This window comes from Plantibacter sp. ME-Dv--P-122b, from assembly GCF_030209375.1.
Classification (GTDB): Bacteria; Actinomycetota; Actinomycetes; order Actinomycetales; family Microbacteriaceae; genus Plantibacter.
In genome coordinates, this window is the sequence record NZ_JARVSC010000011.1 from 1 (window position 1) to 22,858 (window position 22,858).

A 22,858-nucleotide genomic window follows, 5' to 3' on the forward strand; every position below is an offset into this window, starting at 1 on the left:
ATCCCGGTCGCGCGGGGGAGGTGCGGCTCCGTGCAGCCGCCCCCCCCCCCCCCCCGCAGTTCGACGGGCCGATCCTCGGGCGGAGGTGACCCGAACGATCCGGTTAGGCGAGGCGAAACGCTGGCAATCGGGCGTCTCGGCTTGCCGCCGCCGCACCGCGCTGGCAACGTTGACGGGTCCTCGCGGCACGGCGCCCGAACGCAGCTCCGCGTCCAGGACGCATCACAGGAAGACCTCGCGACATGACGTTCTGGCCGCTACTCCTCATCGCGCTCGGTGTCTCCGCCGACGCCTTCGCCGTCGCCCTCACCAAGGGCCTGCACATGCGACGGTTCAACGTGCGTCACGCGCTCGTGATCGCCGGGACCTTCGGACTCTTCCAGGCGATCATGCCGCTCATCGGCTGGGTCCTCGGCACGCAGTTCGCGCGGTACATCACGGAGGTCGACCACTGGGTCGCCTTCGGCCTGCTCGCCCTCGTCGGCGGCAAGATGCTCTGGGAGGCGTTCTCGAGCCACGAGGACACCGAGGTTGACTCCGACCGCATCGACGTCCGGCGACTCCTCATCCTCGCGCTCGCGACGAGCATCGACGCGCTCGCCATCGGCATCACGCTCGCGTTCCTGCCCGGCTCGATCCTCGAAGCCGTCGTCCTCATCGGCCTGACGACGTTCGTGCTCGCCTTCCTGGGCGTCTTCATCGGCCGGCGCGTCGGTCAGCGCTTCGGCAAGCCCGCGGAGATCGCCGGTGGCGTCATCCTGATCCTCATCGGTACCAAGATCCTGATCGACCACCTCACCGGGTAGTCGGAGGTCACCGCTTCCGGGTGAAGATCGCGCCGGTCGACACGTCCTCGCCGAGCGCCTCGAGGCTCCGCCCACGCGTCTCGGGCACCTGGGTGGCGACGAACAGGAGTGCGAGCGCGCCGACACCCGCGAACAGGAAGAAGGTCCCGGTGATGCCGAGGCCGTCGACCAGTGACGGGAAGTACAGCGCCAGGAACCCGTTGGCGACCCAGAGCATGAAGATCGAGACGCCCATCCCGAGGCCGCGCATCTGGAGCGGGAAGACCTCGGCGAGGTAGACCCAGACCGCCACGTTGAGGAACGTCTGCATCGAGCCGACGAACACGACCACGAGGACCAGGATGACCCAGGGACGCATCGGGTCGCCCGGCTCGAGCACCATCGACGAGAAACCGATGAGCAGATGGCACGCGGTCGTGAGTGAGAAGCCGATGACGAACGTCTTCCGGCGGTCGAGTCGGTCCATGTAGGTGAGGGCGATGAAGCCACCGACGACGGCGATGACCCCGGGCGCGATGTTGGCGATGAGCGCTGCGCTCTCATCGAAGCCCGACTCCACGAGCACGGTCTGCCCGTAATACATGATCGAGTTGATCCCCGTGAGCTGCTGGGCGATCCCGACGCCGACACCGACGAGCAGGATACGGACGAGCCACGGGTTGCGGAGGACGGCCCCGAGCCCGATCCGGTGTTCGTCGCGCTGAGCGGTGATGGACGCCTCCACCTCCGCGAGCTCGGCGACGGCGCGGTCGTCGGACCGGACGGTCCGCAGCACGTCGAGGGCGTCCTCGCGGCGACCGTGGTCGACGAGCCACCGCGGTGACTCGGGCATCCGCAGCATGCCGACGAACAGCGCGACCGCCGGCAGCGCGCAGACCGCGAACATGATGCGCCACACGCTCGGGTGCTCGCTGAACACGTTGCCGATGACCGCGTTGATCACGAACGCCGACAACTGTCCGAGCACGATCGCGACCTCGTTGCGGCCGGTGATCGACCCTCGGATCTCGTACGGAGCGAGCTCCGCCAGGTAGACCGGGACGACGGCGGAGGCACCGCCGACGGCCAGCCCGAGGAGGACGCGACCGGCGACGAGGAACTCGACGTTCGGCGAGCAGACGACCACGAGCGTACCGACGAAGAAGAGCACCGCCAGCGCGATGATGCTCCGCCGCCGGCCCCACGCGTCCGACACCCGACCGCCGAGCAGCGCACCGACGGCGGCCGCGAAGACGAGCGAGCTCGTGACGACACCTTCGGTGATGGGGGTGAGCCCGAGCTCCGCGGTCATCGGACGCAGCGCCCCGTTGATCACGCCGGTGTCGTAGCCGAAGAGCAACCCGCCGAAGCAGGCGACGATCGAGATCAGGCCGAGGTGGCGGCTGTGCGTCCCTGAGGTGAGGGCGGGCAGCGCGCTCGCCGACTGTCGGGCTGTGGGGGATCCGGCCATCGTGTTTCCTCGTCTGCTGGGCCCTGGCGCCGAACGGCATCGTGGACAGGACGACAGTACCGGTTCAGTCGTCGGCGCCCGGCCGCAGCAGGCCGCTCTCATACGCGAGGATGACGAGCTGGGCGCGATCGTGGGCGGCGACCTTCGTCATGATGCGGTTCACGTGGGTCTTCGAGGTGTGCGGTGAGATGACGAGGTCGTCGGCGATCTGCTGGTTGGAGCGTCCGCGGGCCACGAGGAGCAGCACCTCGAGTTCCCGCTCGGTGAGCAGCGCCAGCTCGGCGGGGACCGGGCGTGGACTCGTCGGTTCGTCCGCAGCGACGACGTACTTCGTGATGAGACTCCGGGTCGCCGCTGGGGACAGGAGTGCGTCGCCGGCGTGCACCGCGCGCACGGCGCGGACGATCTCCTCGGGCTCCGAGCCCTTGCCGATGAAGCCGCTCGCGCCGGCTCGCAGGGTCGCGATGAGGTTCTCGTCCTCCTCGAACGTGGTGAGGATGAGGACCCGGGTGTCCGCGAGGTCGGGGTCCGCGCAGATCGCCGAGGTCGCACCGATGCCGTCCAGCACGGGCATGCGGATGTCCATGAGCACGACGTCCGGTCGCAACTCGCGGGCGAGCGACACCGCCTGCGCGCCGTCCACGGCTTCGCCCACGACCTCGAGGTCGGCCTCGGACGAGAGGATGTCGGCGACCGCCTGGCGGATGAGTGACTGGTCGTCGACGACGAGCACGGTGGTCATGCGGGGGACTCCTCAGGGTTCGTCGTATCTGCGTGCATCGGCTCGCCGGTCGGGAGGCTCGCGGACAGCCGCCAGCCGCCCGGGGTCGGGCCGACGTCGACGGTCCCGCGGACGGCGGCGACGCGCTCGCGGATGCCGAGGAGTCCGTGCCCGGTGGTCGGCGCCGCGTCGGCCTGCTCACGCGGGACATCGGGCGCCGTCGGATTGCTCACGCTGACGACGATCCTCCCGTCGCCGCCCTCCACGAGCACGTGCGCACGACGCTCAGGACCGTGCTTCAGTGCGTTCGTCAGCCCCTCCTGGACGACGCGGTACGCGACCGTGTCCGTGGCGGTCGACAGCTTCGGCGCGTCGGGGTCGACCCGTGTCGTGATGTCGAGGCCAGCGGCGGTGAACTCGGCGATCAACGCATCGAGTCGGTCGAGCCCCGGCTGCGGCAGCGTTCCACGGGAGCCTGCGCCAGGGCCGTCGCTGTCGCTCCGCAGGACCTCGAGCAGATCACCGATCTCGCCGAGCACCGTCCGCGACGCACGGCGGATCGAGACGAGCGCCTCCTTCGCCTTCTCCGGCCGCGACTCCAGGGAGCTCGACGCCACCCCGGCGTTCAGGCTGATCACCGAGATCTGATGGGCGACGGTGTCGTGGAGGTCCCGCGCGATCCGGAGCCGCTCCTCGGTCACCCGACGCCTCGCCTCGGCCTCGCGGGTCTGTTCGGCCCGCTCCGCGCGTTCGGTGATCGCCAGGATGTACGCGCGGCGCGAGCGCATCCCGTCTCCGGCTGCGGCGGCGAACGCGATCAGCACCGCGAACTGCACCGTCCGCGGATCGAAGCTGCCGATCGACGCGAGCAGGCTGAGGAGGGCGACCGCGACCATCGTCGAGACGGCCGTGATGAGGGTCGTCCGCCGCGCGGAGCGCACGGCCACCCCGAACATCGCGATGGCGGCCGCGATCACGACACCGGGAGCGAGGGTCCCCGTGATCGCCGCCGCGCCGTAACAGGCGATGACGGCAGCGAGCACCGGGATGGGCCAGCGCCGACGGAGCGGGAGGAGGAGCGCCGGCGCGACCACCAGGGCGATGACGAGCGGGCTGCCCGGCCGGAACTCCGCGTTGGGGAACGGGATGAACGCCGAGGCGATGATGAGGACCGCGGCGACCACATCGCCCACCCACACCGGAGGTCTCGGATGCGGATCGCGCACCCGGTGATCCTGCGTCGCGGAGGTCATGGGCCCAGTCTGCCGGGAACCGGCGCCCGGCGACTCCTCCGCACGTGGCATTCAGCGGTACCACGGACGCGGTACACGGGTGTCCGCCGGTGGGGGACGCGTCGGACGGTCGTCGCCGCGAGTCTGGAGTGGTGCCGGAGCACCCGGCCCCAGACGAGGAGACACCATGCAGAGCACCACAGCGCCGCCGATCATCTCGGTCAGGGACGTCCGACGTTCCTACGGTCGCGGTCAGAACCGGTTCGACGCGCTGAAGGGGGTGAGCTTCGACATCCACGCCGGCGAGAGCGTCGCGATCGTCGGGAAGAGCGGCTCAGGCAAGTCCACGCTCATGCACGTGCTCGCGCTTCTCGACGCACCGAGTTCCGGCACCGTCGAGCTCGAAGGGGTCGACACGAGCACCCTCCGCGGTCGCCGCCTCAACACGACCAGGAACAAGACCTTCGGGTTCGTGTTCCAACAGTTCTTCCTCACCGCCAACGCGACGGTGCTCGAGAACGTCCTGCTCCCGATGAAGATCGCCGGCGTCCGCCGCGGCGACCGACGTCGCCGGGCGCTCGCCGCACTCGCGCAGCTCCAGCTCGAGGACAAGGCCAGGAACCGCGCGGTGAACCTCTCCGGCGGGCAGAAGCAGCGGACGGTGATCGCCCGTGCGCTCGTCAACAACCCGCGGATCATCTTCGCCGACGAACCGACCGGCAACCTCGACACGGCGACCGGCGCCGTCGTCGAGGACATCCTCTTCTCCCTCAACCGGGAGAGCGGCATCACCCTCATCGTCGTCACGCACGACGAGGAGCTGGCGGCACGCTGCGATCGACGGATCCTCATCCGAGACGGACTGCTCGTCGAGGACGAGGCGGTGGCCGCATGAGAACCGTCGACCTCATCGGGACCGCCGTCGCGAACACGTTCCGGTCCAAGACCCGCACCATCCTGACCATCCTGGCGATCTTCGTCGGAGCGTTCACGCTCACGCTGACGAACGGGCTCGGCACCGGCATCAACGCCTACATCGACGACACGGTGTCGAGCGTCGGTGCGTCCGACACGATGACCGTCACCAAGACGGCCGACACCAGCGGCGGGCTGGGTGCGGCGACGAGCGGGCCGAAGGAGTACGACCCGGATGCCGTCGCCGCCACCGGTGCCGGAGCGCCAGGTTCGACCGTCGTCGCCCTGACACCGACCGATCTCGACGAGCTCGGCGGGATCGACGGCGTCCTCGACGTGCAGGCCGTGAAGTCGATCTCGACCGACTACATCGAGGCGGGCGGCGGCACGAAGTACGTCGTCGGCGTCGGCGGACTCATCTCCGGGCAGAGCGTCACGCTGTTGGACGGTGCACAGCCCGACGACGACACCGAGACCCTCCAGCTCGTGCTCCCCACGTCCTATGTGGAACCGCTCGGCTTCGGAAGCGACGCGGACGCGGTCGGGCAGACGGTCACGGTCGCGATCACGGATGCGCAGCGGACGCAGCACACCGTGGACGCGACGGTCGTCGGGGTCGCCGAAGAGAGCCTCGCCTCGCCCACCGGTGCCTCGATCGTGCCGAACGCCGCGCTCACCGACCTCCTCTACGAGACGCAGAACATCGGCGTCCCGTCCGACCAGGTCGAGCGGTACGCGCAGGCGTCCATCCGGTTCAGCGCGGACGCCACCGACGAGCAGGTCACGGCGTTGCAGGACCGACTGGCCGACGCGGGCTACACCGGCACGACCGTCGCGGACCAACTCGGCACCATCAAGACGGTGATCGACGGGATCGTCCTCGTCCTCAACGCCTTCGCGATCATCGCGCTCCTCGCGGCCAGCTTCGGGATCGTGAACACCCTCCTCATGTCCGTGCAGGAGCGCACCCGCGAGATCGGTCTCATGAAGGCCATGGGGATGGGCAGCGGGAAGGTCTTCGGGCTGTTCAGTCTCGAGGCCGCGTTCATCGGCTTCCTCGGCAGTGCGATCGGCGTCGGCATCGCGGTGCTCGCGGGCACCGGCATCAGTGCCGCGCTGTCCGGATCGCTCCTCGCCGACCTGCCGGGTCTCGACCTCATCGCGTTCGACCCGGTGTCGCTCGGGATCATCGTCCTGGTCGTCATGGTGATCGCGTTCCTCGCAGGCACCCTGCCCGCCGCCCGTGCCGCCAAGGCCGATCCGGTGGAGTCGCTCCGCTACGAGTGAGGTGCAGCGGTCGGGGTTGCCGGGTGGCGGCTGTGGGGCGTGGCGGAAGCGGCGCCCCACAGCCGCGCCGGCGCCAGGTTGAGGAGCAGCGCCGACGCAGACGCTCAGCTCGCGTCTGCAGCGTCCACGTTACGACCAGCGGCCGTCCCGTCGTCGGAGGTTGAGGCTCCGCGCCCGCTCTTCTAGGCTTCGCGTTTCGGGATGGTGACCTGTTCGGGCCGGATCCTGATCCCGATGAACCTCGCTGCAAGCGGTCGGACGACGGGTCCGGCGAGCCGCAGGCGGTCGCGTCGTGAAGGCGCTCGTGGGCCGGTGAGGGGTCCGGGGGCTGCGGACCCCTCCCGTCCCTGAGCAACCCTCGCCGGTCCCTGAGCAACCCCCTCCGGTCCCTGAGCAAGCCCGTCCGGTCCCTGAGCAACCCTTTCCGGTCCCTGAGCAACCCTTTCCGGTCCCTGAGCCTGTCGAAGGGTGCCCGATGAACTTCCACAACCGCCTCCACTCGGCATCTGGAATGTCAGTGGTCCATGGTGGACTGGTGTCATGACCGAGACCACCTCCGCCGCGATCCGCGCCGGCGATGAATACGCCGCGCAGCTCGCGGAGTTCTCGGATGAATGGGCGGAGCTCAACCGGCAACAAGCGATCCTGGACGCACGCAAAGCGCGCCTCCTCGCCCGCTCCGCCGCGTACGCGGATGCCTTCGCAGATGTCACAGTTCCGGCGATCTTCCCGCCGGCCGAACGTCAGGCGCTCTCCCGCCGCTCCACCTGCGCGGCCCTCGCGATGGCGACCCGGATGCCCGAGCAGACCGTGCAGCGGGCGACCAACGACGCCGAGCGCCTGGTGAACGAAGCGCCCGCTGTACTTGCGTCCCTCGAGGCCGGCCGCATCTCGGCTCGGCACGCGCAGACGATCATCGACCAACTCGGCGATGTACCGACCGCAGGGCGGGCGGTGTTCCTCGCTGAAGTCCTGCCCGTCGCGGAAGAGTCCACCGATGCGAACCTCCGCAGGCGCGCGCGTGTCCTCCGTGAGCGGCTCCACCCTGAGTCCATCATCGCCCGAGCAGTCCGCTCCGAGGCCGACCGTCGGGTCGAGTTCGAGCCCGCCGCCGACGGCATGGCGTGGGTGCATTTGTTCACGACGGCGCCCATCGCGCAGGGCATCATCGAGCGCGTCGAGGCCGCAGCGGCGGAGTCGCGCGCCGCGGGTGACGCCCGCACGTGCGCCCAGCTGCAGGCGGACGCCCTGGCGGTGCTCGCGCTCACGGGCGTCACGCCCGACGACGTCATGTCGAGCCCGGTGCTTCCGCACCCGATCGAGGTGCAGGAGCACATCAAGCCCACCGTGCAGATCACGGTGCCAGCACTGAGCATGGCCGGCGTCAGCGATGCCCCGGCGACGCTCGACGGGTACGGCCCCATCGATCCTGAGACCGCGGCCCGCATCGCGGTCAACGCCCCCAGCTTCACCCGGATCCTCGTCCAACCCGAAACTGGCGCGGTACTCTCCGTCGGACGGAATCAGTACCGCGTTCCGTCCGACCTGCAACGGGCGGTCCGCCTGCGGGACGGCACCTGTCGGGCACCGGGCTGCGGAAGGCGAGCCCGGGCCTGCGACCTCGACCACTCGGTCGCGTGGGAGGACGGCGGGACGACAGATGCCGGCAATCTCGCCTGCCTCTGTCGACATCACCACCGGATGAAGCATCTGCCCGGGTGGAACCTCGACCACGGCCCAGGCGGGGTCCTCGAGTGGACGACACCCGACGGTAAACACCATCGGACCGAACCGGACCCCGCGCCGTTCTGACCACCCGCCGGTCCCCGAGCCCGTCGAAGGGCTCTTCGTGGGCACTTCCACAAGCTCAGCGACCGGGGGAGGTGGGCCCGGACCGCTCCGGCCCCTGAGCCTGTCGAAGGGTTCTTCGTGGGCACTTCGACAGGCTCAGTGACCGGAGGAGGTTCACCGGGATCGACTCGGTCCCTGAGCCTGTCGAAGGGCAGTCGGTCCCGGAGGGCTTCCGGCACCGCGTCCGCACCCCGCCGGGTAGGCTCCAACGGTGGGCACCGACGAAGACCAGATGCTGTCACTCGTGTACGCGAGCACAGCGACGCAGCCGTTCAGCGATGACGATCTCACCGCCCTGCTCGCCGTCTGCCGCGAGAACAACGCCCGCGCACAGCTCACCGGCATGCTCGTCTACCGCGACGGCCGATTCCTGCAGGTCCTCGAGGGCCCGGACGCCTCCGTCCGCGAACTCATGGACACGCTCGCGGCCGATCCCCGCCACACCGGCATCCGCGTGATGTTCGAGGAGCCCATCCGCGAACGCCAGTTCGCCGCCTGGACGATGGGCTTCGAACGCGCCGACACCGGCTCCACCGCAGAGCTCGAGGGCTACCGCGACACCTTCGACGACCTCGACCGCGACGACCCGACCGCCACCATGCGCGCGCTGCTGGAACTCGCCCGCTGGTTCCGCAGCCGCGCCACGCGGAGCTGAGCCGCGCTCAAGCCCGCGCTCACGCCCGTCGTCAGCCTGCGAGCTTGCCGATCGGGCTGTCGTCGAGGTTCGCGAGCAGCTCCGCCACATCGCCGTAGACCGCGACCGCACCGGCGTCACGGAGCTCCTGCTCACCGAAGCCACCGCTGCGCACCCCGATGCACTCCACGCCGGCCCGCGCAGCCGCCTCGATGTCCCAGACGGCATCGCCGACCATGACCGCGCGCGACGCCGGCACGCCCGCACGATCGAGCGCGACCTCGACGATGTCGGGCTCCGGCTTGGCGGTCTCCACGTCACCGGACGAGGTCGCGGCGAAGATCGCATCGTCGACGTCGAGCAGGTCCCGCAGGATCCCGAGCTCGTTCTCCGGAGCCGACGTCGCCAGGACGACCGCGATCCCGCGCCCCGCCAACTCGCCGAGCAGCTCGCGCGCACCACCGATCACCCGTAGCCGTGAGGTGTTCTGGAGGTAGTACTCGCTGTGCAACTCCTTCGCCCGCTCGCCGTACTGCTCGACCTCGTCAGAACCGTCGAGGAGCGATTCGAGCAGCTCGCCGCCGTCCTTGCCGATCGAGCGGTGGATGCGCCAGGCGTCGACCGGTCGGCCGGCATCGGCGAACGCGCGATCCCAGGCGTCGACGTGCAGGTAGTTCGAGTCGACGAGCGTGCCGTCGATGTCGAAGAGCACCGCGATGCGGTCGTCGGAGTTCTCGGGGACGGTGGTGTCAGCTGGTTCGGACATGCGTCCAGTCAATCCCGCGAGCCCGCGATTGTGAAGCGGTGGTCATTCGCCGCAGAACGTGCGAGCCCGCGGTGCCGCCCGCTACTGGAACCGGCTGGTGAGGATCACCGAGCTGGTCGCATCGTCGAGGAACACCTGCGTGGAGCGGCCGTCCTGCGAGAAGGCGTCGTCGAGAGCAGACGAACGCGCGAACGGCCCCGGTGGCAGTGCGTCGTCGAGTCCGGCGTCGAGGTCCGGGAGCTCCGCCTCCTCGCTCGAGCCCGCCTCACCGGGTGCGAGCGCGCGCAGCTCCGCGTATCCTGCCTCGTCCAGGACGACGACCGCATCGATCCAGTACGTGCTCGGGCCCGGAACCCGCTCGTCCCCCATGGTCCCCGACATCCAGGTCGCCGAGAGCGCGGTGGCGAGCTGCGGGAAGCGGTCGGTGAGCGGCCCGAGCTGGTGCCGGATCTCACCGGTGCCGGAACGGGTGGCGGAATCCGATGCCGATGCAGTCGCCGCCGTCGTCCGGTCCGGCGAGGGTGACGACGCGCAGCCGGCGAGCACACCGGCGACCACGGCGACCGCAACGCCCACGACGGTCGCGCGCGGCGCGAGACGGTGACGTCGATCAAGCATCCGAGCAGCCGTGTCCATGCCAGCAGCCTAGAGGTCGTCGATCACTGTCCGTTCGGCCAGCCCGGGACTGTGCGGCAGGCGGGGGCGCCGCCAACGGCTTGCGCCGAGGCTGGACCCATGAACCTCTCCACCGCCCATCCCATCGAGGCTCGCGGGCTCCGCAAGACCTTCCACGGTCGCCCGCGCGTCGATGACGTGTCCTTCACCGTCGACCCCGGCCGGGTCGTCGGACTCCTCGGCCCCAACGGTGCCGGGAAGACCACCACCATCCGTCTGCTGCTCGGACTGGCCCGTCCCGACGCCGGAGATGGCCTCATCCTCGGCCGCCCGTACCGCGAGCTCGAGCAGCCGGCGCGCACCGTCGGCGCCGTCCTCGACGCGGGCGGACTCCACCCGGCTCGCACCGGTCGGCAGCACCTCCGCATCGCCGCCGTGCGGATCGGGGTCGACTCCTCCCGGATCGATGCGGTCCTCACCGAGGTGGGGATGGCACGCGACGCCGACCGCCCCGCCGGCGGGTACTCGCTCGGGATGCGTCAGCGCATCGCGATCGCCGCAGCACTCCTCGGCGAGCCGGCCGTGCTCATCCTCGACGAGCCGTCGAACGGCCTGGACCCGGCGGGCATGCAGTGGCTCCGCCTCCGGCTGCGTGCGTTCGCCGACGCGGGTGGGACGGTGCTGCTGTCGTCCCACCTCCTCTCCGACGTCCAGGACATCGCGGACGACGTGGTCGTCATCACCGACGGGCGCGTCGTGGCCCAGTCGTCGATGGGTGACATCCTCGCCGCATCGGGCGGTGACCTCGAGGCGTACTACCTCCAGGTCACCGGAACGGCCCAGCTCACCGAGAACGGGCAGGTGCGCTGATGTTCCGCGCTGAACTCATCGGGCTCGTCACCACGACCGCGACGAAGGTCACCGCGGCGGTCGCCATCGTGGGACTCATCGTCACGCAACTCGCCTTCGTCACGCTCATGCCCGCCCTCGCCGACGGCGACATCGGCCCTGGCCTCGACGCCCTCGGGAGCGACTTCCCCGTCCTGGACCTCGCCTCCCGTGCCGTCCAACTCGACGCGCTCAACCCCCTCGGCGCGTCGATGGGCAGCGGCTCCATCGGCGTCGCACTCCTGGCGATCACCCTGCTCGGCGTCCTCGCCGGCACGAGTGACGACCGCTACGGCGGCATCGTCGGCGCTGTCCTCGCCTCGCCGAAGCGGTTCCGCATCGTCGCAGCGAAGGCGGGCGCAGTCGCACTCATCGGCGCCGCCCTCGGTGTCGCGCTGGCCCTCGTGAGCCTGGTCACGCTCGTGATCACCCTGGCGGCGACCGGGACGCCGTTCGTCCTCGGTCTCCCGGATCTCGCAGCACGGTTCGGGCTCGGTGTCCTCGCTGTCACCGCCCTGTCGGTCATCGGCCTCGCGGTCGGACTCATCGTCCGTACCCAGCTCGCCGGCGTCCTGACGATGATCGCGATCCTCATCCTCGAACCGGTCGTCGCCTCCTCGATCCAGCTGATCACCGGCGGCACCCTGCCGGTCTGGACTCAGTTCCTGCCCGTCGCCCTCGCACAGGGCGTCATCCACGGCGGAACGGACGGACTCGGACCGATCGTCGTCATCCTCGCCCTCCTGGCCCTCACCGCCGCCCTCACTGCGGCGGCATCCGCTGCGCTGTCGCGTCGCGACATCTGAAAGGAATCACCCACATGAACGACCAGACCCAGATCCAGACCAAGACGCAGCACCAGACCCGTCACCGCACGATCATCGCCGTCTCGGCCGCCGCCGCGCTGCTCGCGGGAACCGTCTCCCTCAGCGCCTGCTCCAGTGCTGTTGAGCAGACCGCCGGCACCGCATCCGGGCCGCTGCAGGACCGGATGCAGTCGCTCGTCGACGCCGGTTACCCCGCCGCACTCGCCTCGGTGATCGGTCCGGACGGTGAGGCGATCGACGTCGCGGCCGGCATCGGCGACCTCGCGACCGACGAGCCGGCTCCGGTCGACGGCGAGGTGCGGATCGCGAGCAACACGAAGATGTTCGTCTCGACTGTCGTCCTGCAGCTCGTCCAGGAGGGGAAGGTCGCGCTCGACGCCCCGATCGACACCTACCTCCCAGGGCTCATCACGGGCGAGGGGATCGACGGCACCCGCATCACGGTCCGCCAGCTGCTCCAGCACACGGCGGGCCTCCCCGAGTACGCCGACCAGATCGCCGCCGACGCGTTCGCGGCACAGGAGCGGTACACCTCGCCCCGCGACATGCTCGACATCGCCCTCGCCAAGCCGGCCGTGTTCGCGCCGGGGGAGCGCTGGGAGTACAGCAACACGAACTACCTCGTGTTGGGGCTCATGGTCGAGAGCGTCACCGATCGGGCGCTCGCCCAGCAGATCGACGAGCGCATCGTCAAGCCGCTCGACCTCGAGCACACGTACTTCCCGGCGCCGGGCGAACGCGAGCTGCGCGGTGAGCACCCGCACGGGTACCACGCGAAGACCGTCGGCGACCTGCTGGACATCACGGCCCTCGACACCTCCTTCGCCTGGTCCGCCGGTGCCCTCGTCTCGACGCCGCACGAGCTCAACGTCTTCATGAAGGCCCTGCTCGACGGTGAACTCCTTGAGAAGGAGACCCTCGCCGAGATGCAGACCACGGTCCCGGCTGGTGACGAGCTGTGGCCGGGGGCGGGCTACGGGCTCGGCCTGCAGAGCTACCCGCTGAGCTGCGGCGGTGTGGCGTGGGGCCATGGCGGCGACATCCCCGGAACCCAGACGCGCAACGCGGTCGGCCCCGACGGCACCGCCGTCACCATCGCCGTCACCTCGCTGCCGTGGGCGGTCGTGTCGCCCGACGACAACGAGCGGTTGATGAAGCAGTACCGGATCGTCGTCGACGCCCTCGACGCGACCCTCTGCGAGCGATGATCGCTTCCCATCAGACGCCGAGCGCCGGCCCCCACCGGGGTCGGCGCTCGGCGTGGTTGACTCGACGCATGACCTCTCCCGCGCGGCCCGCCCCTGTCGCGGCCCGTCTGCGCTCGGCGCTCCCGCCGGTCCTGGTCCTCGCCGGTGCGGTGGGGTACCTCGGGGTCGTGCCGTTGGTCGACGAGCTGCACGCCGTGCCGGGTCGGATCCCGCCGTGGGTGCACGCGGCCCTGGTCGTGCTCCAGGCCGTCGCGTTGCTGTTTCGGATCCGGTACCCGGTGGTCGTGTTCGGGGCTGTCGTCACGCTCGACCTCGTGATCCTCGGCAGTACCGGCGGTGAGCTCGGGATCGGCTCGTTCGGGGTGATCCTCGCCAGCTATGCGCTCGCTCGGCACCAGGACCGTCGGACGGTGCTGACCGCACTGGTGACGGGCGCGGTGGCGACGACAGTCGTCGGCGGCATCGCGATGGTCTTCGGGTCGTCCGAGGCGCCGCTCATCCTCGTGTTCGCGGCCGTCGCGCGCATCGTGTTGCAGTACGTGCTCCCGGCCGGTGTCGCCGAGTACGCCAGGGGTCGCGAGCGCTTGCTGTCGGCGATCGAGGACCAGGCGCGCATGGCCGAGAACGAGCGTCGGATCAGCGTGCAGAACGACCTCCGCGCGGAACGCACCGCCCTCGCGCGGGAGCTGCACGACATCGCCGGACACCACCTGTCGGGGATCATCGTCAGTGCGCAGGCGGCCAGCGCTCTGGTGGAGCGCGACCCGGACCGCGCTCGGGAGATGCTCCAGACGGTGCAGTCGGATGCCCGCACCACGCTCGTGGACCTGCGGCGGACGGTCGGCCTCCTGCGCAGCGACGACGCGGACGCCCAGGGCGGCGGAGACGGATCGACGCTCGGGCCGGCGACCACTCCGACCATCGCGGCGATCCCGGAACTCGTCGAGGCGGCGCGGTCGCGGGGGCAGCACGTCGCGTACACCGTGACCGGTGAGCCTCGTGTGCTGGGGCCGCTTGCGGAGACGGCCGCGTATCGGACCGTCCAGGAGTCGCTTGCGAACGCCGCCCGGCACGCGCCCGGAGCCGTCTGCCGCGTGACGGTGCGGTTCGAGGCTGACGCGATCGAGCTCACCGTGACGAACGCCGCATCGTCGCAGCGGCCTGCTTCGCCGTCGCGTGACGGTTACGGCCTCTGGGGCATGCGCGAGCGCGCCGAGCTCATCGGAGCGCGGTTGACCTCGGCGCCGACGGACGAGGGCGGGTGGCGCAACCGACTGACCATCCCTGACGAGCACCGTCCTGACGACCGTCCCGACGAGCACCGTCCTGACGACCGTCCCGACCAGCACCGGAGTGACCAATGATCCGTCTTCTCATCGCGGACGACCAGGCGGTCGTCCGCGCCGGCCTCTCGGTGATCCTCGGTGCCGAGCCCGACATCGAGGTGGTGGGCGAGGCGATCGACGGTGCCGACGCGGTGCGGTTGGCGAGGGAGCTGCGTCCGGACCTGATCTGCATGGACATCCGGATGCCGGGCATGGACGGGATCGCGGCGACCCGCACGATCACGGCGGATCCGGAGCTCGACGCCGACGTCCTCATCCTCACGACGTTCGACGTCGACGCGGACGTGTTCGCCGCCCTCGAGGCCGGTGCGGCGGGCTTCCTGCTCAAGGGTGCCGATGAGGCGACGCTGCTCGCCGCGATCCGGTCCGTCGCAGCGGGGGAGGGGACGCTCGATCAGCGCCTCACCCGTCGCATCCTCCGTGAGTTCTCCGAGCGCAGACGCGAGGCGCCCGCGGCCACGATGGCACCGGCGGAGTCGCCGCTCACCGATCGCGAGTTCGAGGTCCTCGACCTGCTGGCGCAGGGACTCTCCAACGCGGAGATCGCCGACCGCCTGTTCGTCGAACCCACCACGGTGAAGTACCACCTCGCCGGTCTGCTCCAGAAGACGGGAGCGCGCGACCGCCTGCAGGCCGTGCTCTGGGGCATCCGCGCGGGGCTCGTCGACCCGCGGTGAGCCGAGTGCAAACGACATAAGAAATATTATCGGATCAGCCTGATTGAGCATCAATTGACGGTCGCACGGCCGTTATCCCCGACCTGTCGGCAGCTCACTGAGCTTGTTGGGCAGTCTGGTGTAACCAGGGTGCTCATTGATGCCTTCTACTGACCATGGTTTCGTGATTACGACGGAGTGCCCGGCGGCTTCGAGATGTGACGGGCTGTAGATCACCCAAGGAAGCTCATCTGCGGGTCGTATGGCCAGATGGTTGCCTTCACCCTTGCCGGCACGCAGGTCAGCGAGCAATCGTTCGGAGCCATCTGCCACGGCGTGGTGTGTGTAGTACGCGACCTCGTCTAAGTGGAAGGGTGTATCGAGTACCTCGACGACAAAGTCTGGATCACTGGCTACAGCTGCAGCGCCCTTTACGAGCAGTAGCTCAAGGCCTTCGTCGAGCATGCCGTTCAGGGTCCCGCCAAACGTTCCCGTGTTGGGGTGCGCAACAGCTTCGCCTCGGATCAGCATGACGAGAATTCGCGCCCAGAGACGGTCCGATGCCGGCACGTCGTTCGAGGGGTAGCGGAGGGTGACATCGAAGTGATCCTCGAGAGTGCAAAGGTCCTCCACGAAGTCCCAGAGTCCCCGATCCGGCAGCGGCGAAGCTTGGCTTCTGAAGTTCATCCACAGAGTGGTCTCGCCAGCGAGAGTGATCCCGATCTCCGTATGTGACGCAAGTGCATCGAGAAATCGCAGCGCTCTTCTGATCTCACGCGCACTGTTGCCGGCGAATTCGGCCTCGGTCGAGACTGCACCGGTGTCATTAATGTCAACTGGGAATCGCCAGGTCTGCGTGACGCCACCCTCAAGAGACACGCGAATAGTTCCGCCGCCAACTCCACGTGCTCTCGCGCGTGTCTGGCCTGACAAGCTGGCCGCAGCGCGTTCATTCGGGTCTCGAACCTCGACCCTCGCACGTACCGGTTCATGGTCGTCCTCAGCCGGACCGATCACGAGACTGCCCCGTGAGCCCTCTTCCGCGAACCATTCCGGACCAACCTTGTCAAGGGAGAGCACGACCCGCTCCGGGAGGTGGATCGCATCGATGACGCCGAATTTCATAGAGTCCTCGAACTGCTTCTTCAGATCAGCATCATCGGCGTTGAACCCCAAGGAGAGAGATATTCCTAGCGGCTCCCGCTCGTGCGAATCCTCCCGTAAAGCCTGGAGTGTCTCGATATATGATCCGCCGGAGGCAAAGGTGACAGACGGGGCCCAGTACTCGCTTCGCCCTTCTAGACGTTCCTGGAGCCGGGAGACTTCAGCGCGCAGGTCCCCGGGTTTCGCGAGAGCTGCCTCCGGACGGTGCACGGCCGCGAGCATCTGGATAGACCGATCGATTGTGAACCGATCTTCAATGTCGGGGTGCTTGGCGAGTAGCCCGTCAAGTTCGGCCGGGCCCATGAATCGAATGGTGACGCGTGCCCCATTCCTCATTCCAAGCACAGCCTTGCGCTCTCGAGCCGTCGGGTTCGTCGGCACCACGAGCGTCCACAGTGGTGGGGTTTCCTTATCGATCGCCCGCGCCAAGGAGTGCTTGATCTGAGCGCGTCGACCTCCGTTGCCGCCAGAGAAACCGCCGGGGAAGTACTTGAGCTGCAGGGTGTGCACAAGTTGATTGGTCTTCTCCACGCGCACCGCAACATCAATCCCGTCGTCGCCGCCGCGCCCACCTAGCGCATGAGCCCTGAGGCCGTCCCGCGTGTACTCGCGAACGAGCAGAGCTTCGACGATGTCATTGAAGTCATTCTCGTTTATGTGTCGCCAGTCAATTCTGCCCACGTGATCCTCCTGGGTCGACCGTACGGCATCACCCCGACTCTCCAACACGATTGGCTGCAGCGTCCAATCCTCATCGTGTCGGGGCTCGTCCGCCAACCTCGTACGCGCGTAGGGGCGCTTAATGCCAGAGCAAGATCGCAGCGATATTGACCAACAGCGATCGTTTTAGACCACGAACGATCCTGCCGGTGTCCCGTAGGAGGTCCCCCTGTCGGACAGATCCCCGGACGGGCCTGCTGGGACGTTTCCATAGGCAGCATGCTGCAGATCGTCCCTCGTTCTCTGAGCGTCCCGGTGAGAAATTCTCTATCGGGATGGTGCAATCCGGAGAAACGGTGCCACCCTAGCGGCATGGCTTCTGACGCAAATCTCGTTCCGCTGATCGTCACACTCGGGCACGTCGGTGACGACAGCCTCCAATTGCGGTTTCCTCCGGAGTACAGCGAGGAGATCTTGAAACTGCTGGACGAGCACGACATTGACCACAACACGGCTGCGGAGTTTTCCGCTGGTCCTGTGGAATGGATCGAGGTCGTCACGGTCCTCGGTGCTGCCGCAGCGGGCGTCGGCGGGCTTAGCGGTCTGGCCGCTGTCATTACAGCGTTCGTCCGCCGCCATCAGGACAAGAGATTCATCTTCAAGCGCGGGGATGTTGAAATCGATGCGGCTGGGTACTCGCAGAAAGCCGTCGAATCTATGCTGCAGAAGCTTCCCGCGGAACAGGCGGCGCGGGACGCCGAGACTCGGCGCATCCTGGGTACATCCGCTGAGGAGGATGGCTCCTCCAGACGTTCACACCAGTAGCGACCCGAGGAAGACCGCAACAGAGCGGCCCGGCGGCGCATTCGCGCAGTCGGGCCGCTCGTGGTGGTGATGGGGGTGTGTGCTCAGAAGCCGCCGGCGGGGCGCACCTGGTAGTTCTCTTCGAGCGCAGTCACCTCGTCCGGGGTGAGGTTGATGTCGACGGCGGCGGCCGCTTACATGTGGTCGCCCACCCGGAAACGATCGTTTCTGAGCATGTTCCGGTCGACCCGATGCCGTAGCGAGGTTCTGCGAGCGTTGGGTGCTCAGAACTCGTTGTCGAAACCGAAGTGCTCGAAACGTCAGGCTGTTGGGGTTCTGCTCGAGGTGCTGGTCTGGTGTCGGTAGAGCGTCGCCCGGCTCCAGCCGACGAGTGCAGCGGCTTCTGCTGCCGTGCGGCCGCGATCGCGGGCTTCAGCGACGATGGCGAGCTTCTCGGCGATGACGTCGGGATCCACTGGTGGGCGCCCAAATCGCGTGCCTGATTCGCGGGCCGCGGCGATGCCAGCGTTGACGCGTTCGACGATGAGCTCGCGCTCGTACTCGGCCAGGGTGGCGAGCATGTGGAGCATCAGCCGGCCTGTCGACGTCGCGGGGTCGATGCCATCCGAGAGTGATCGCACGTGGATCCCGCGGGCGCGCAGGAGCTCGACCGTGTTGAGTACGTCGATCAGGGATCGTCCGAGGCGGTCGATGCGCGACACGATCACGGTGTCGCCGGTCTCGGCGTACTCGAGCAACTTCGTCATGCCGGGGCGCTCGATTGCTGTCTTACTGCCGGAGGTCACATCCGCGAACACGTCACGTTTCTGCACGCCGGCGTCGAGGAGCGCGTCGAGCTGCAGCTGTGCGTCCTGGCCGGCGGTGCTGACTCTGGTGTACCCGATCTGCCTCATTGCACCAAAATGTCTCAGAAACCCACGTGAAGGTAATTGAGACACGCAACACCGTGAGACGAGTTTTCGAGACAGAATGCTGGCTGGGAGATCCGCGGATCCTCGCGCCCGAGTTGGCCCGGTTGGACGCGGAGCCATGTGTCTCGTAAATCTGTGGCTTCCTGAGGCAAAGTGGCTTTCCGGCCGTCGAGCATGGAGTCGGCGTGGCGAATCGGCACTGAGTCCGCCACTTCCGCCTCGGTCCGGATTGTTCTCGCCTGCTCGATCGTGCAAGTCTCACCCTGGTAGGAATGGCGGGGTTATGAATGTTGAGATGATGATCGGATCGATCATCGTGCTGATTGCAGGTGGGGGCCTGGTGATCTTCCCCAGGGCGTTCGACCGGTACGCAGGACCGCGCCTGCGGAGGACCATCCGGAGGCAGCAGACTTCTCCCGACGGAGGTGCAGCTCTCTGGCGATGGCTTGGGCTTCTTGCCGCCATCTTGGCAACGCTCATGCTCATCAGGTCGCTCGGGTGAGAGGGACAATACGAAGAAGTCGTCTCAACAGTCTCGGCGCTGTGGCTCAGGAGGAATGCATGTCCGACCCGTCGCCCGGACGTGCAAACGAGCCGTACAGAGACGAAGCCCCTTCAAATGGAACGCGAGTGTGGGTCGTCGCAGCGACCGCAGCACTCATCGCGCTGGTGCTGCAGATCATCCTCCGAGTCGTGATCGACCGGCTCGCATCAGCGCCAACGGAGTTCTTTTCGGCCGATGACACAAACGAGTCCCGGGTCACCCTGGTCTTCGGACTGAGCCTCATGTTCATCTTCCCGACCGCACTCTACCTGCAGACGGTTCGGGCCGCGCGACGTGACCTGACCCTCCGTCAACGCATCGGTGGTGGTGGACGTACTGGGGGCCAATCGCGTGGGTGACCGCCGGTTTTGCGTTGAGCTGGGGATTCTTGCGTTTCGGCTGAGCTGCGTTCGGCGGTGGGAGCGGACCGATTCGCCTCCGGCACTCAGGTAAGGCTATCCTTCCTAGGTCCCACCCCCTCGAATGAAGGAGACGACGTGCACCAGCGCGCCGCCATCAGCCTCGCCCTCGCAGCCGTCCTCGCCATCGGGCTCTCCGCCTGTGGGGCCTCCGAAGCCGTCGAACCGGAGTCGACCGCCGCCGCAGGGCAGGGCGCGACCGACTACCCGCTCACACTCGACAACTGCGGCACCGAGGTCACGATCGACGCCGCACCACAGCGGGTCGTCTCCCTCGACCAGAACTCGACCGAGATCCTGCTGTCCCTCGGTCTGGAGGACCGCATCGTCGGCACCGCCTCCTGGACGGACCCCGTCCTCGACTCCCTCGCAGACGCGAACGCCGACGTCCCGCGGCTGGCCGACAACGCCCCCACCTACGAGGTCGTCCTCGGAGCCGACCCGGACTTCGTCACCGCGTCCTTCGGCCGCCACTTCAACGAGGGCGGCGTCGCACCACGCGAGCGCTTCGCCGAGACCGGTGTCGCCAGCTACCTCTCGCCCACCGACTGCGACAACGGGACGAGCATCAACGGCGGCGGGACGCGTACGACGCCGCTCACCATCGACGCGCTGTACCAGGAGATCACCGAGATGGGCGAGGTCTTCGACGTCTCCGCCCGTGCCGCCGCGCTCATCGCCGAACTGCAGGATCGTGCCGCGAAGGCGACCGAGGGTGTCGACTTCGACGGGACGACCGTCGCGTTCTGGTTCGCCGACACGAAGACCCCGTACGTCGGCGGTGGGCTCGGATCCGCCGCGCTGCTCGCCTCGACCACCGGGCTCGACAACGTCTTCGGTGAGCTCGAGGACGACTGGCCGGCCACCACCTGGGAAGACCTCGTCGACCGTGACCCGCAGGTGCTCGTCCTCGGCGACCTGCAGCGCGACCGCTTCCCCGGCGACCGCCTCGACGACAAGGTCGCCTTCCTGGAGTCCGACCCGCTCACGAAGACCATGGACGCCGTGCGCAACCAGCGGTACATCGCCCTGCACGGCGCCGAGCTGAACCCGTCCATCCGCTTCGTCGACGGCCTCGAGAAGATCAAGGCGTGGTGGGTCGAGCACGAGGACGAGCTCTGAACCCCGACACGGTGACGAGTGACGACCCGGTGACGGGCATCGACGCGGTGAGGACGAGCGACACGGCACGGCGACCCGCCTCACGCGCACGTCGCGCGACGATCACCGGTCTGCTCGTCCTCGCCGGCGTGGTCCTCCTCCTCGTCTCGGTCGGCGTGGCGATCACGCTCGGACCGGCGGACATCCTGCTCGTGAACGTGCGGGACATCGTCGCGAACCACCTCGGTGTCACCGACATCCCGGTGAAGCTGTCGAAGGACGCGATCGTGTGGGAGGAGCGCCTGCCACGGGCCCTCGTTGCGGCAGCCTGCGGTGCCGGGCTGGGGCTCTGCGGCGTCATCATGCAGTCGCTCCTCCGCAACCCGCTGGCCGACCCGTTCATCCTCGGCATCTCCTCCGGCGCGTCGACCGGTGCCGTGGCGATCGGGATACTCGGACTCGGCGGGGCGTCGATCGGCCTCTCCGGCGGCGCCTTCATCGGAGCACTCGTCGCCTTCGGACTCGTGCTCCTGCTCTCCCGCCTGTCGGGTGGCGGGACGGACCGGGTCGTCCTCGCGGGCGTCGCCAGCACGCAACTCTTCTCCGCACTGACCTCGCTGATCGTCTTCGCGTTCGCCGACTCGGACGAGACACGCGGTGTGATGTTCTGGCTGCTCGGCTCACTCGAGGGCGTGCGTTGGGACGACGTGCTGCTCTGCGCGATCGTCGTCGTCGCCGGCTCGGTCCTCTGCCTCCGGTACGCCCACGCGCTCGATGCGTTCGCCTTCGGTGAGGACGTCGCGGCGTCGCTCGGCATCCACGTCGCGAGGACGCGGGCGATCCTGCTCATCGCGACGGCACTCATCACGGCGACGTTGGTGAGCGTCGCGGGGGCGATCGGCTTCGTCGGACTCGTGCTGCCCCACGCCGCCCGCCTGCTCGTCGGACCCCGTCATGGTCGCCTCATCCCGGCCACGGCGATCATCGGTGCGATCTTCATGGTGTGGGTGGATGCCGGCTCGCGCGTCGCGTTCTCACCGACGCCGCTGCCGGTCGGCGTCGGGACCGCGCTCGTCGGGGTACCGGTCTTCATCGCCCTGCTGGCGCGGAGGAGGAAACGGGTATGACACTCCGCGCAGAGAATGTCTCCTGGAACCGCGGCGGCGCGCTCGTCGTCGACGGCGTGACCCTGCACCCCGAGCCGGGCCAGACCGTCGGCCTCCTCGGGCCGAACGGGTCGGGCAAGTCGTCGCTCCTGCGGGTGCTCCACGGCCTCGTGAAGCCGACCGCCGGACTCGTGACGCTCGACGGGGTCGACCTGGCGTCGGTCGGTCGACGGCGCATCGCGCGTTCGGTCGCCTCGGTGACGCAGCACGCGGACACCGACGTCGACATCACGGTGCGCGACATCGTCCGGCTCGGCCGGATCCCGCACCGCTCGGGACTCGGCGGTGACACCGCGGCCGACGAGACCGCCGTCGACCGCGCGCTCGCCCACGTCGGTCTGTTCGACCAGGCCGGCCGTCTCTGGCACACCCTCTCCGGCGGTGAACGCCAGCGCGCGCAGATCGCGCGGGCCCTCGCTCAGGAGCCCCGTGAGCTGCTCCTCGACGAACCGACCAACCACCTCGACATCCGACACCAACTGGAGCTGCTCGACCTCGTCTGCGCACTCCCGGTCACGACCGTCATCGCCATCCACGACCTCAACCTCGCCGCGATGTACTGCGACACGGTCGTCGTGCTCCGGGCCGGTCGAGTGGTCGCTGCAGGGGCACCGGCCGAGGTGCTGACCGCAGCACTCATTGCGGACGTCTACGGCGTGGTGGCCGAGGTGACGCTGGACCCCAGGCGAGGCCACCCCGTCGTCACGTTCACGCGATCGGTCCCGGCTGACACCTCGGATGTAGTTCAGTCTTGTCCCGAAAAGGTCTATTCTGACTCTGACGTATCGCCTCGACTCGTTCGGGGAGCGGAGGGGGCGGGAAGTTGTCTCGAGATGGATCCACGAACGCCTGCCGGCTGGCGGGCA

The 22,858-nt window shown here is 68.5% G+C and carries 21 protein-coding genes and 1 pseudogene; 15 read left to right on the forward strand and 7 right to left on the reverse strand.

Features of this window, described 5'->3' with window-relative positions; all coding sequences use genetic code 11:
- Positions 1-242 precede the first annotated feature (242 nt).
- Positions 243-806, forward strand: a complete 564-nt coding sequence (locus QRN19_RS17200; RefSeq protein ID WP_285028420.1) for a manganese efflux pump MntP — start codon at positions 243-245, stop codon at positions 804-806.
- A 7-nt stretch (positions 807-813) separates the two neighbouring features.
- Here QRN19_RS17200 and QRN19_RS17205 read toward each other — a convergent pair whose 3' ends face one another.
- The 3 genes from QRN19_RS17205 to QRN19_RS17215 all read right to left on the reverse strand — a co-directional run bounded on the left by QRN19_RS17205 (position 814) and on the right by QRN19_RS17215 (position 4,230).
- Complete coding sequence (locus QRN19_RS17205; RefSeq protein WP_285028422.1) at positions 814-2,256, reverse strand: sugar porter family MFS transporter; 1,443 nt, start codon at positions 2,254-2,256, stop codon at positions 814-816.
- A 64-nt stretch (positions 2,257-2,320) separates the two neighbouring features.
- Positions 2,321-2,998 (reverse strand): response regulator, encoded by a 678-nt coding sequence (locus tag QRN19_RS17210; protein ID WP_285028423.1) that lies wholly within the window; start codon positions 2,996-2,998, stop codon positions 2,321-2,323.
- Positions 2,995-4,230 carry a sensor histidine kinase gene (locus tag QRN19_RS17215; RefSeq protein ID WP_285028424.1) on the reverse strand — a complete coding sequence of 412 codons (1,236 nt, stop codon included), beginning with the start codon at positions 4,228-4,230 and terminating at the stop codon, positions 2,995-2,997. Before QRN19_RS17215 ends, QRN19_RS17210 begins: the two co-directional genes overlap by 4 nt.
- A 166-nt stretch (positions 4,231-4,396) precedes the next feature.
- On the opposite strand from QRN19_RS17215, the gene QRN19_RS17220 reads away from it, so the two are divergent.
- The 4 genes from QRN19_RS17220 to QRN19_RS17235 all read left to right on the forward strand — a co-directional run bounded on the left by QRN19_RS17220 (position 4,397) and on the right by QRN19_RS17235 (position 8,917).
- A complete protein-coding gene (locus QRN19_RS17220) occupies positions 4,397-5,104 on the forward strand; it encodes an ABC transporter ATP-binding protein (RefSeq protein WP_085511157.1) in 708 nt (235 codons plus the stop codon).
- Entirely contained in the window at positions 5,101-6,411 is a 1,311-nt protein-coding gene (locus QRN19_RS17225) for an ABC transporter permease (RefSeq protein ID WP_285028425.1), read from the forward strand. Before QRN19_RS17220 ends, QRN19_RS17225 begins: the two co-directional genes overlap by 4 nt.
- A gap of 540 nt (positions 6,412-6,951) precedes the next feature.
- Positions 6,952-8,223, forward strand: coding sequence for an HNH endonuclease signature motif containing protein (locus QRN19_RS17230; protein WP_285028426.1), 1,272 nt, complete (start codon positions 6,952-6,954; stop codon positions 8,221-8,223).
- Between the two features lie 250 nt (positions 8,224-8,473).
- Entirely contained in the window at positions 8,474-8,917 is a 444-nt protein-coding gene (locus tag QRN19_RS17235; RefSeq protein ID WP_285028428.1) for a BLUF domain-containing protein, read from the forward strand.
- Between the two features lie 31 nt (positions 8,918-8,948).
- Here QRN19_RS17235 and QRN19_RS17240 read toward each other — a convergent pair whose 3' ends face one another.
- Positions 8,949-9,662, reverse strand: a complete 714-nt coding sequence (locus QRN19_RS17240) for an HAD family hydrolase (protein WP_285028429.1) — start codon at positions 9,660-9,662, stop codon at positions 8,949-8,951.
- An 81-nt stretch (positions 9,663-9,743) separates the two neighbouring features.
- On the reverse strand, positions 9,744-10,298 hold the full coding sequence (locus tag QRN19_RS17245; protein ID WP_285028430.1) for a hypothetical protein: 555 nt from the start codon (positions 10,296-10,298) through the stop codon (positions 9,744-9,746).
- Between the two features lie 99 nt (positions 10,299-10,397).
- Between QRN19_RS17245 and QRN19_RS17250 the strand changes: the two genes are divergently transcribed.
- The 5 genes from QRN19_RS17250 to QRN19_RS17270 all read left to right on the forward strand — a co-directional run bounded on the left by QRN19_RS17250 (position 10,398) and on the right by QRN19_RS17270 (position 15,223).
- On the forward strand, positions 10,398-11,147 hold the full coding sequence (locus QRN19_RS17250) for an ABC transporter ATP-binding protein (protein WP_285028431.1): 750 nt from the start codon (positions 10,398-10,400) through the stop codon (positions 11,145-11,147).
- Entirely contained in the window at positions 11,147-11,971 is an 825-nt protein-coding gene (locus QRN19_RS17255; protein ID WP_285028432.1) for a hypothetical protein, read from the forward strand. Before QRN19_RS17250 ends, QRN19_RS17255 begins: the two co-directional genes overlap by 1 nt.
- 14 nt (positions 11,972-11,985) lie before the next feature.
- The gene (locus QRN19_RS17260) at positions 11,986-13,200 is read left to right on the forward strand and encodes a serine hydrolase domain-containing protein (protein ID WP_285028433.1); all 1,215 of its coding nucleotides are present in this window, start codon (positions 11,986-11,988) and stop codon (positions 13,198-13,200) included.
- A gap of 68 nt (positions 13,201-13,268) precedes the next feature.
- On the forward strand, positions 13,269-14,564 hold the full coding sequence (locus QRN19_RS17265; RefSeq protein WP_285028434.1) for a sensor histidine kinase: 1,296 nt from the start codon (positions 13,269-13,271) through the stop codon (positions 14,562-14,564).
- Positions 14,561-15,223, forward strand: coding sequence for a response regulator (locus QRN19_RS17270; protein ID WP_285028436.1), 663 nt, complete (start codon positions 14,561-14,563; stop codon positions 15,221-15,223). The genes QRN19_RS17265 and QRN19_RS17270 overlap by 4 nt, the downstream gene beginning before the upstream one ends.
- Positions 15,224-15,295: 72 nt before the next feature.
- Here QRN19_RS17270 and QRN19_RS17275 read toward each other — a convergent pair whose 3' ends face one another.
- Positions 15,296-17,047 carry a hypothetical protein gene (locus tag QRN19_RS17275; protein WP_285028437.1) on the reverse strand — a complete coding sequence of 584 codons (1,752 nt, stop codon included), beginning with the start codon at positions 17,045-17,047 and terminating at the stop codon, positions 15,296-15,298.
- 351 nt (positions 17,048-17,398) lie between these two features.
- On the opposite strand from QRN19_RS17275, the gene QRN19_RS17280 reads away from it, so the two are divergent.
- Entirely contained in the window at positions 17,399-17,851 is a 453-nt protein-coding gene (locus QRN19_RS17280; protein WP_285028438.1) for a hypothetical protein, read from the forward strand.
- A gap of 299 nt (positions 17,852-18,150) precedes the next feature.
- Here QRN19_RS17280 and QRN19_RS17285 read toward each other — a convergent pair whose 3' ends face one another.
- On the reverse strand, positions 18,151-18,744 hold the full coding sequence (locus QRN19_RS17285) for a recombinase family protein (RefSeq protein WP_285028440.1): 594 nt from the start codon (positions 18,742-18,744) through the stop codon (positions 18,151-18,153).
- A gap of 579 nt (positions 18,745-19,323) precedes the next feature.
- Between QRN19_RS17285 and QRN19_RS17290 the strand changes: the two genes are divergently transcribed.
- The 4 genes and pseudogenes from QRN19_RS17290 to QRN19_RS17305 all read left to right on the forward strand — a co-directional run.
- A complete protein-coding gene (locus tag QRN19_RS17290) occupies positions 19,324-19,665 on the forward strand; it encodes a hypothetical protein (protein WP_285028442.1) in 342 nt (113 codons plus the stop codon).
- 138 nt (positions 19,666-19,803) lie between these two features.
- Positions 19,804-20,847, forward strand: a complete 1,044-nt coding sequence (locus QRN19_RS17295; RefSeq protein WP_285028444.1) for an ABC transporter substrate-binding protein — start codon at positions 19,804-19,806, stop codon at positions 20,845-20,847.
- Between the two features lie 101 nt (positions 20,848-20,948).
- Complete coding sequence (locus tag QRN19_RS17300; protein ID WP_285028627.1) at positions 20,949-21,953, forward strand: FecCD family ABC transporter permease; 1,005 nt, start codon at positions 20,949-20,951, stop codon at positions 21,951-21,953.
- Positions 21,950-22,705: pseudogene (locus QRN19_RS17305) on the forward strand (ABC transporter ATP-binding protein); the annotation flags it as partial. The gene QRN19_RS17300 and the pseudogene QRN19_RS17305, both read left to right, overlap by 4 nt.
- Between the last annotated feature and the right edge of the window lie 153 nt (positions 22,706-22,858).

Coding starts and splice junctions, on each gene's coding strand:
- QRN19_RS17215 (WP_285028424.1), bottom strand. CDS start 4,230: ATGACCTCCGCGACGCAGGATCACCGGGTGCGCGATCCGCATCCGAGA.
- QRN19_RS17280 (WP_285028438.1), top strand. CDS start 17,399: ATGGCTTCTGACGCAAATCTCGTTCCGCTGATCGTCACACTCGGGCAC.
- QRN19_RS17260 (WP_285028433.1), top strand. CDS start 11,986: ATGAACGACCAGACCCAGATCCAGACCAAGACGCAGCACCAGACCCGT.
- QRN19_RS17285 (WP_285028440.1), bottom strand. CDS start 18,744: ATGAGGCAGATCGGGTACACCAGAGTCAGCACCGCCGGCCAGGACGCA.
- QRN19_RS17220 (WP_085511157.1), top strand. CDS start 4,397: ATGCAGAGCACCACAGCGCCGCCGATCATCTCGGTCAGGGACGTCCGA.
- QRN19_RS17230 (WP_285028426.1), top strand. CDS start 6,952: ATGACCGAGACCACCTCCGCCGCGATCCGCGCCGGCGATGAATACGCC.
- QRN19_RS17225 (WP_285028425.1), top strand. CDS start 5,101: ATGAGAACCGTCGACCTCATCGGGACCGCCGTCGCGAACACGTTCCGG.
- QRN19_RS17240 (WP_285028429.1), bottom strand. CDS start 9,662: ATGTCCGAACCAGCTGACACCACCGTCCCCGAGAACTCCGACGACCGC.
- QRN19_RS17245 (WP_285028430.1), bottom strand. CDS start 10,298: ATGGACACGGCTGCTCGGATGCTTGATCGACGTCACCGTCTCGCGCCG.
- QRN19_RS17270 (WP_285028436.1), top strand. CDS start 14,561: ATGATCCGTCTTCTCATCGCGGACGACCAGGCGGTCGTCCGCGCCGGC.
- QRN19_RS17205 (WP_285028422.1), bottom strand. CDS start 2,256: ATGGCCGGATCCCCCACAGCCCGACAGTCGGCGAGCGCGCTGCCCGCC.
- QRN19_RS17200 (WP_285028420.1), top strand. CDS start 243: ATGACGTTCTGGCCGCTACTCCTCATCGCGCTCGGTGTCTCCGCCGAC.
- QRN19_RS17265 (WP_285028434.1), top strand. CDS start 13,269: ATGACCTCTCCCGCGCGGCCCGCCCCTGTCGCGGCCCGTCTGCGCTCG.
- QRN19_RS17210 (WP_285028423.1), bottom strand. CDS start 2,998: ATGACCACCGTGCTCGTCGTCGACGACCAGTCACTCATCCGCCAGGCG.
- QRN19_RS17250 (WP_285028431.1), top strand. CDS start 10,398: ATGAACCTCTCCACCGCCCATCCCATCGAGGCTCGCGGGCTCCGCAAG.
- QRN19_RS17290 (WP_285028442.1), top strand. CDS start 19,324: ATGTCCGACCCGTCGCCCGGACGTGCAAACGAGCCGTACAGAGACGAA.
- QRN19_RS17255 (WP_285028432.1), top strand. CDS start 11,147: ATGTTCCGCGCTGAACTCATCGGGCTCGTCACCACGACCGCGACGAAG.